General features: G+C 49.2%; 10 protein-coding genes. 2 read left to right on the top strand and 8 right to left on the bottom strand.

Annotated features, from left to right (window positions below; translation table 11 throughout):
* The 5 genes from IQ219_RS14550 to IQ219_RS14530 all read right to left on the bottom strand — a co-directional run.
* Positions 1-502: pyridoxal-phosphate dependent enzyme (locus IQ219_RS14550; protein ID WP_194073085.1), on the bottom strand; the 502-nt coding region annotated here is incomplete at its 3' end.
* Between the two features lie 113 nt (positions 503-615).
* The gene (locus IQ219_RS14545) at positions 616-1,119 is read right to left on the bottom strand and encodes a DUF177 domain-containing protein (protein WP_190597496.1); all 504 of its coding nucleotides are present in this window, start codon (positions 1,117-1,119) and stop codon (positions 616-618) included.
* Between the two features lie 64 nt (positions 1,120-1,183).
* On the bottom strand, positions 1,184-1,498 hold the full coding sequence (locus IQ219_RS14540) for a DUF3007 family protein (protein ID WP_190597495.1): 315 nt from the start codon (positions 1,496-1,498) through the stop codon (positions 1,184-1,186).
* Positions 1,499-1,603: 105 nt separating this feature from the next.
* A complete protein-coding gene (gene ndhL, locus IQ219_RS14535) occupies positions 1,604-1,852 on the bottom strand; it encodes an NAD(P)H-quinone oxidoreductase subunit L (RefSeq protein WP_190597493.1) in 249 nt (82 codons plus the stop codon).
* Between the two features lie 359 nt (positions 1,853-2,211).
* Positions 2,212-2,814, bottom strand: coding sequence for an RDD family protein (locus IQ219_RS14530; protein WP_228017141.1), 603 nt, complete (start codon positions 2,812-2,814; stop codon positions 2,212-2,214).
* A 405-nt stretch (positions 2,815-3,219) separates the two neighbouring features.
* Between IQ219_RS14530 and petF1 the strand changes: the two genes are divergently transcribed.
* Positions 3,220-3,513 carry a ferredoxin PetF1 gene (petF1, locus tag IQ219_RS14525; protein WP_190597489.1) on the top strand — a complete coding sequence of 98 codons (294 nt, stop codon included), beginning with the start codon at positions 3,220-3,222 and terminating at the stop codon, positions 3,511-3,513.
* Positions 3,514-3,575: 62 nt separating this feature from the next.
* On the opposite strand, the gene lpxB is transcribed toward petF1, so the two are convergent.
* Together lpxB and IQ219_RS14515 are read right to left on the bottom strand one after the other, a co-directional pair.
* The gene (gene lpxB / locus IQ219_RS14520; protein WP_194073084.1) at positions 3,576-4,760 is read right to left on the bottom strand and encodes a lipid-A-disaccharide synthase; all 1,185 of its coding nucleotides are present in this window, start codon (positions 4,758-4,760) and stop codon (positions 3,576-3,578) included.
* 14 nt (positions 4,761-4,774) lie between these two features.
* Positions 4,775-5,302, bottom strand: a complete 528-nt coding sequence (locus tag IQ219_RS14515) for a DUF4330 domain-containing protein (RefSeq protein ID WP_194019900.1) — start codon at positions 5,300-5,302, stop codon at positions 4,775-4,777.
* A 190-nt stretch (positions 5,303-5,492) separates the two neighbouring features.
* On the opposite strand from IQ219_RS14515, the gene IQ219_RS14510 reads away from it, so the two are divergent.
* Positions 5,493-6,725, top strand: coding sequence for a bifunctional sterol desaturase/short chain dehydrogenase (locus IQ219_RS14510; protein ID WP_194073083.1), 1,233 nt, complete (start codon positions 5,493-5,495; stop codon positions 6,723-6,725).
* A gap of 1 nt (position 6,726) precedes the next feature.
* On the opposite strand, the gene IQ219_RS14505 is transcribed toward IQ219_RS14510, so the two are convergent.
* Positions 6,727-7,096 (bottom strand): stage II sporulation protein M (locus IQ219_RS14505; protein WP_194073082.1); only part of this gene is annotated, 370 nt, incomplete at its 5' end.

Below are 7,096 nucleotides of genomic sequence, written 5' to 3'. Positions count from 1 at the left end.
GTTGATACTGGCGTAAAATTTCCATGCCAATGGTGCCCTGGCCAGCAATCACATCGGGATCATTAAAGGGGTGGATAAAAGTTAGCCCCTTTTCCTGCTCCAACTGCCGCGCGTGGCCATAGGCATCGTCATAGGTTTCCCCATAGAGCACCACCACACCTCCCCGAGCTTTGACAGCCTCCACTTTCACCTGGGGAGTGGTTTCCGGCATCACAATAATGGCTCTGGTGCCCAACTTGGAAGCCCCTAGGGCCACCCCCTGGGCATGGTTACCCGCCGAAGCTGCAATTACTCCTTTTTCTAATAATTCCGGGGATAACTGGGCCATTTTGTTATAGGCTCCCCGTAACTTAAAGGAAAACACTGGCTGTAGGTCTTCCCGTTTAAAGTAAACCCGATTACCCAGCCGCTTGGATAAATTGGCCGCCAAATCCAACGGAGATTCGATCGCCACATCATAAACCCGGGCCTTAAGAATTCTTTCGAGGTAATCGGTGGTCATGGAAAAGGAGAGCAAAAAGGGTAGTGGTTAAAATCACCCTTTCCAGTTTCCCATTCTTTGGCAGAGGCTTGTACCAAGCTAAGTCCCAGGAATTTTCCCTGATTCCTAGTTGGTTAATTCAATTGTTGTTTTAAATCCGCTAGGGCTGCCCATCGGCGATCAAAGCCATTGTCTGGGCTGTTATTAGGTACTTGGGGGGCTTGGCAATCTTTCCCGCACAAATTTTTCAGGGGCAGAGCCAAATTAAACTGTTCGTATAACCAGGTTTCCACATCAAAGTGTCCATCGGGAGCCAGTACTTCCGACAAATCATCCCAACTCAGTTCCCGTTCCGAGGCTAAGGGCGTATCATCCCCTTGGTTATCCAACCAGAGTATTTCCTTGGTATCCAATGCCAAGCGTTGGTTATAGCTTTGGGCACAGCGGTCACAGTGGAGGGTAACAATGGTTTCCGCTTCGGCTATCACTTCCAAAAAGGTTCCCCCATGGCGCACCGTCACCGTCCCTCGCACTGGGGTTAAGGTTGTTAAGTCGGCGATCGCCTGATCAACGGACAAGACCTGGGTAGACCGGGGCTGCTTGAGCAGATGGGGGAGATAAATGGGCTGTATGACCATGGCAAAAATCGGCAAATATTATCAGCCAACAACACAACAATAGCCTAGGAAGACCTCTGGCATTTCAAGAACTGAGGGTATCCTTTTCTTCCACCACTTCAGCCTGCAGTTTTTCCCGTTCTTCTGGGGTCATATTAGCCCAACGGAGTTCGATCATTTTATCTTCATACTCTTTAATTTGTTGGTGGTAGGTCATGTCGTGGGTAAATACCCTAGTGACATAGGAAAGCAACCAAATCAGTAGGCCCCCCACCAGCACCGCTTGGGTCCAAATGCCCGCTTGCTGAGCTTCGATGCCAAAGCCCTGTAATCCAGCGTAAACCACTCCGCCCAGTAGGAAAAAACCCAGGGCAATGGCCAAAGCATCAATGCGTCGCATGGTGTTTCTCCCTGGAATGACAAATGGTGAAGACGGACAGAAAACAAGGAGGCAAACGGGTCTGGAGCATGGCCGACCCAGTTACAATTTCAATAAAGGCAAAATTTAGGCAGTTTGAGTCCGGCGGCGGGGACGCAAATTCAGCACTGGACTGAGTACCAATAGCCCGGGGAAGAAGAGAAACACCAGAAAATACATGGCCAGTCTTTCAATGGAACTAGCTACGTACCAACGCTTTTGCAGGTACCAGTACAATAAAGCGGGAAAAACTAACAGATAAGCTAGGCTTAAGCCTAAATAAATTATCGCCAATAAACCGGTTTCGGAAAGTAGCAAACCTAATAAATCTTCCATAATCCTGGCTGGGGGTTAAGGTCCGGGGGCAACAGCCCAGTGAAATTGTGAACTAATCTTCCCTGTTAAAGAAAGGGACTCCCTACCCAGAGAACTGCTTGCTATTCTGAAGAATAATCAGTTCTACATTCTGGCGATCGGCGGAAAATCCTTGTTCCGAAGGGCGAACCACGGCTACAAAAAATACTTTGTATTTGTTTAGCTTGGTTTTTGCTATTTGTTACCGTGTTAACTCCGATACTGTATCAAAAATCTAAGCTAGGGCGCAAGGCGCATCTGCCACCAGGCTGTTGACCCTAGTCCGCCAGGGAGAAAAGGGAATCCCTCACCCATATTTTGATCAATGGTTCCACCCATACCTAACGTCTTCTTTGCCTATTGTCCCATTGTTTTTTCAGGTCAAACCAGAACTTTTTTAGCCTCAAATCGAGGGAAAAACCCCGCCGACTGCTCAATACCACTGTGCCGGCAACACGGTCATGGAAAGCTTGGCCAAGGCCATCCTCGGCGATCGCCCAGATTAAATCACCAAACAGGGGGGCCACCAACAGTAAAAAACTTACCCCATTGGCAAAGTTAATGTTTAAACCCACCATGGCTAGGTAAGAAGCGGCACCTAAAATACCTTCCCGCTGGCTCAACTCCAAAATGCCTGGCAAACGCTTCATTTTCAGGTGCACCACCCTGGTGTCGAAGGCCCAGCCCCCCAAACTTTGCCCCTGGTTAGCAGACACCAAAATTACCCTTAGGGCAAACCAACCGGCGATAAAAATTAGTAGCTGTACCCAACCCGCAGCCAGACTGCTAAATAACCAAATCACGACAAAATCCAACAGGTAGCCATAGCCTCGCCGTTCCAATGGGGCCAGGGGTAAGCGGCGATCGCGGCGCTGGTCGTCGTCATACATAATCAAGCTTTGCTCAGGGGGCAAGGGATAATCTTTAATGGAACCACTGGCCATTGCCGTCTATTTTGCCATTTTGTTGGGGCACCGCTGCATGCCAGACCCTGGGGCTTGTCATCGGCAATGATTAGACAATCTTATCGTCAAACCCCAGGAAGATTAATTCTTTCCATCTTTGCTCTCCCAGTCCTTAAAACTCCCTTAATCCCTGGAATTCTAGCCTTTTCTTGATTTTGTAATTGCCAGGCCGACGGGCAAAAATACTCTGGGGGCAAACATAAGTGAAGATTATCTAATTAAGACCTAGCCATTTCATTGCTAATGCTTCCTTGTCAATTCAAGATTTTCCCGTAGTATCAGAACAGTTAAGTTTTCTGAAGTAGCTCGATCTGGATATAGTTGTCCCGATGGAGGCTTCATGAGGCAATCTCTCTACTGTTTTTTTGAGAAGAGGAAACATCTATGGCATCCTATACCGTTAAATTAATCACCCCCGATGGTGAAAGTTCCATCGAATGTTCTGACGATACCTATATCCTCGATGCTGCGGAAGAAGCTGGTCTAGACCTGCCCTATTCCTGCCGTGCTGGGGCTTGCTCCACCTGTGCCGGCAAGATCACCTCCGGTAGTGTTGACCAATCCGATCAGTCTTTCTTGGATGATGACCAGATTGAAGCTGGTTATGTTTTGACCTGTGTGGCTTATCCCACCTCTGATTGCACCATTGAAACCCACAAAGAAGAAGACCTCTACTAAGGGTAAGGATGCTGGCCATGGGCTAGTGAGTTTGATAGTTTCATAATTGTCCACGGCAGGGTTTAAGCCCTGCTTTTTTGTCGTCCACTGGCAAACTCCAGTACGGCTTGGGCGGCCCGTTCACAAACCCCCGGTTCCCCGAGGGCTTCTCTGAGGGCTTGGTAATCCTGGGCAATGGTGGCTCGCCGATCGCCGTTCAGCAGTAATTCCAAGCCGGCCTGGGCAATGTTGCTGGCGGTGGCCTGTTCCTGCAGTAGTTCCGGCATAATGCCCCGGTTGAGCACAATGTTGGTGGGGGACACAAAGGGCAGGTCAAATTTAAAAATTCGTCTGGCGATCGCCATGGTCAGGGGGCTGACTCGATAAAGAATAACCTGGGGCACATTTAATAGAGCAATTTCCAAATTCACCGTTCCTGACTTGGTGATGGCCAGATCGGCACAGGCGATCGCCGTTAGGGTTTCCCTGCCGTCCAAAAGTTGCACTGTGAGATTGAATTCCTTCAGGGTTTCTTCGATCTGGGCCTGATAATCCTTGAGGGAAACGGGCAAAAGCAGTTTTACATCTGGCAGTTGACTCTGCAATTGCTGGGCGGCGCCACAAATAGGCGGTAATAAGTAGCGCAGTTCCTGAATACGGGAAGCGGGCAGGAGGGTAATCACTGTTTGGTTTTGGTCAATGCCCAACTTTTTACGGGCTACCTCTCGACTGGGAGCTTCCTTAGTAATGCGGTCTAACAATGGATGTCCCACCAAGGTGACGTCTAAACCCTGATTACGAAAAAATTCTGCCTCCCCCGGAAAAATGGCCAACAAGCGATCGGTTACGGCCATGATTTGAGTCGTTTCCCTTTTTGTGGGAGACCAAACCCAGGCCTGGGGAGCGATATAGTACAAAATTGGCAAATTAGGGTAGGTTTTCCGCAAATAATTGGCGATGGTTAAATTGGGACCCATGTAGTCAATTAAGACCAACAAATCAATTGGATTGGTTTTGAGATAACTTTTAACCTTTTGTTGAATGCGCCAGGTGGGAATAATAAACCGCAGGGATTCGGTCAATCCCACAGAACCGATCGCCGCCGTATTAGCCAGCAACTTCATACCCGCCGCCGCCATTTTTTCTCCCCCCAAACCCACCAGTTCCAGTTCTAAATTCTCCTCCTGGGCCTGTTGCCTTAGCGCTGTGACCAACAGGGACCCCTGGAGATCTCCAGAAACCTCTCCCGTGCTAATAAAAATTCTCATAGAAATGATGGGCGCTAATTGGGTTGTTTAATGCCCACCACACTGGCATTGAAGTTATAGTTTTTTCCCTCTAGTTCCAGTACTGTACCAATTTTTACCTTTTGTCCCCCCAGTACCATGCCCGTGGAGGTAACATCCCCTCTGCCCTTGAGGGTGAGGAGCATATCCCGACTGTAGTTAGATTCTGGTCGAGGATCCGGCAAAGATTTCACTGAGCCATCGGGTTGGGGTATCGCCAGATTACGGGGTAGTTCCTGGACATTGACCACTTCTACCTGCCCTGCGGGTTGATTGCGGATAATGATGCTGGTTTTCTCCGCTTTAAACTCATTCAGCACCACCTGGGGGTCCAATACGTTTAGCCCCCGGACAATGGCGGTTAATTCGATAGATGCAGCGTTAGCTTGGGCAAGAATACTTTTCCCCGAACTACCCGGCAAAACGAAAATGCCCACGGCTACCATGAGGATGATCAGAGCGGCCCCCAGATCCAACAGGCTGATAATGCCGAAAATTCTGCCACGGGAATCGATGAGCTTCATGGGAAAATTGCTAACTCTAGACTGGGGAGGAAATCAACAAGAAAAAATCCCCGCAATTCTAACATGGAGAAAGGGGACAAACTTTGCCAGGCTTGTTGAAAAAATCTATTGTCGGAGGGAGCTACCCTGGGCCGTAAACCGTTACCATCGATAGAACAAAACTTAACATAGCAGTAAAAATTTTTAACGTATGACAATGGCTTGGTTAATGGGGTTGGGTTTAGCCCTGGCTTCGGTGCTGTGGGTGGAACTGGTGCGGGACTGCTACCATGCCTTGGCCCATGTATGGTCGCCGCTTTATCGTCTCCATGGCTGGCACCACCGGGTATTCCGCTCTGATTTATCGGTGGTGAGCACGGAAATTTATCAAAAGGCTCACTGGTACAATGATGTGCCGGAAGCATTAGTAATGTTAGCTTTTGGCATTTGGCCGCCCTTGTTAACCTGGATGTGGCAGAGTTTTGACCATTGGCCCCTAATCTTGGCTGCCAGCGCTGGGCAGATTTACACTTTGGGATTTTTGCTGTCGGCGATCGCCAGGGGAATGGGACTACCCAATGCCGATGAGATTACGGATTTAACCCACCGCCCAGGGCCATTTTTAGCGCCGCCGGCCCCTTGGATGGTGAACCGCACCTACCATTGGCGCCACCATTTTGATGATCGCAATGCTTACTTCTGTGGAACCCTAACCCTGGTGGATAAAATGTTGGGCACCGCTTTGTCCCTCAAAGGTAAAAAAATTGCAGTTACCGGGGCTTCCGGTGGTTTTGGCCAGGCTCTTTTGCAGGAACTCCATCAACAGGGTGCTAAGGCGATCGCCCTTACCTCCTCTGGCCAAGAAGTAAGCATCACCGCGACAGGTAAAACTATTCCCATTAGAACTGAACAATGGTGCATCGGCCAGGAAGATCAACTCCAGGATTTGCTAAGGGAAATTGACATTTTGGTCATTAACCATGGAGTAAACGTCCACCAGCGGCGGGATGGCCAGGCAATTGAGCAAGCCTACGAAGTTAATACTTTTTCTGCCCTGCGCCTAATGGAATTATTCCTAGCCACGGTAAAAACTAATCGACACATTGCCACCAAAGAAATTTGGGTGAATACCTCCGAGGCGGAAGTTAATCCAGCGTTTAGCCCTTTGTACGAACTGAGTAAGCGAGCGTTAGGGGATTTGGTTACCTTGAAGCGATTGGATTCCCCCTGCGTGATTCGTAAACTGATCCTGGGGCCGTTCAAAAGCAAACTCAATCCAGTGGGCATTATGGGTGCCTCCTGGGTGGCTCAGCAAGTGGTGAAGGGGGTAAAACGGGACAGCCGCAATGTTATTGTCACCATCAACCCGATCACGTTCATTGCCTTTCCCATCAAAGAATTTTTTGTCTCCCTTTATTTCCGTTGCTTTAGCAAAAAGTCCTAAACTACTTTTGCCGAGACCCATAGCTGAGTAGTAGCAAAAAAAATGCTGTTCCCAAAAGATATTTCAAACCATCGGGAATCCAGGGAGCAGGGGAAATAAACCCCTCAATGATGCCTGCAATAATTAGCAGGGGCACAATGCCAAATACCAATTGAGCCGCGGCGATCGCCTGTTGTTTGAGGGCGTAACCCCGACGGTAGGGCCCCGGCCACAATAACCCCTTGGCAATGAGTAAGCCCGCCGCCCCCGCCAGAAAAATTGCCGGTAATTCCAAGGAGCCATGGGGAAAGACAAAACCCCAAAAGGGAATGGCCAAATTATGTTGGGCCACCAATGCCCCCACCGCCCCCAGCAGTAGACCGTTATAAAAC

The sequence above is a fragment of the Synechocystis sp. LEGE 06083 genome (assembly GCF_015207725.1).
Lineage (GTDB): Bacteria > Cyanobacteriota > Cyanobacteriia > Cyanobacteriales > Microcystaceae > Synechocystis > Synechocystis salina.
This window is presented reverse-complemented; position numbering and strand designations above follow the sequence as displayed.

Excerpts from the sequence above, each read along its gene's own strand:
- IQ219_RS14545 (WP_190597496.1), bottom strand. The coding sequence starts at position 1,119 with ATGGTCATACAGCCCATTTATCTCCCCCATCTGCTCAAGCAGCCCCGG.
- IQ219_RS14540 (WP_190597495.1), bottom strand. The coding sequence starts at position 1,498 with ATGCGACGCATTGATGCTTTGGCCATTGCCCTGGGTTTTTTCCTACTG.
- ndhL (WP_190597493.1), bottom strand. The coding sequence starts at position 1,852 with ATGGAAGATTTATTAGGTTTGCTACTTTCCGAAACCGGTTTATTGGCG.
- IQ219_RS14530 (WP_228017141.1), bottom strand. The coding sequence starts at position 2,814 with ATGGCCAGTGGTTCCATTAAAGATTATCCCTTGCCCCCTGAGCAAAGC.
- petF1 (WP_190597489.1), top strand. The coding sequence starts at position 3,220 with ATGGCATCCTATACCGTTAAATTAATCACCCCCGATGGTGAAAGTTCC.
- lpxB (WP_194073084.1), bottom strand. The coding sequence starts at position 4,760 with ATGAGAATTTTTATTAGCACGGGAGAGGTTTCTGGAGATCTCCAGGGG.
- IQ219_RS14515 (WP_194019900.1), bottom strand. The coding sequence starts at position 5,302 with ATGAAGCTCATCGATTCCCGTGGCAGAATTTTCGGCATTATCAGCCTG.
- IQ219_RS14510 (WP_194073083.1), top strand. The coding sequence starts at position 5,493 with ATGACAATGGCTTGGTTAATGGGGTTGGGTTTAGCCCTGGCTTCGGTG.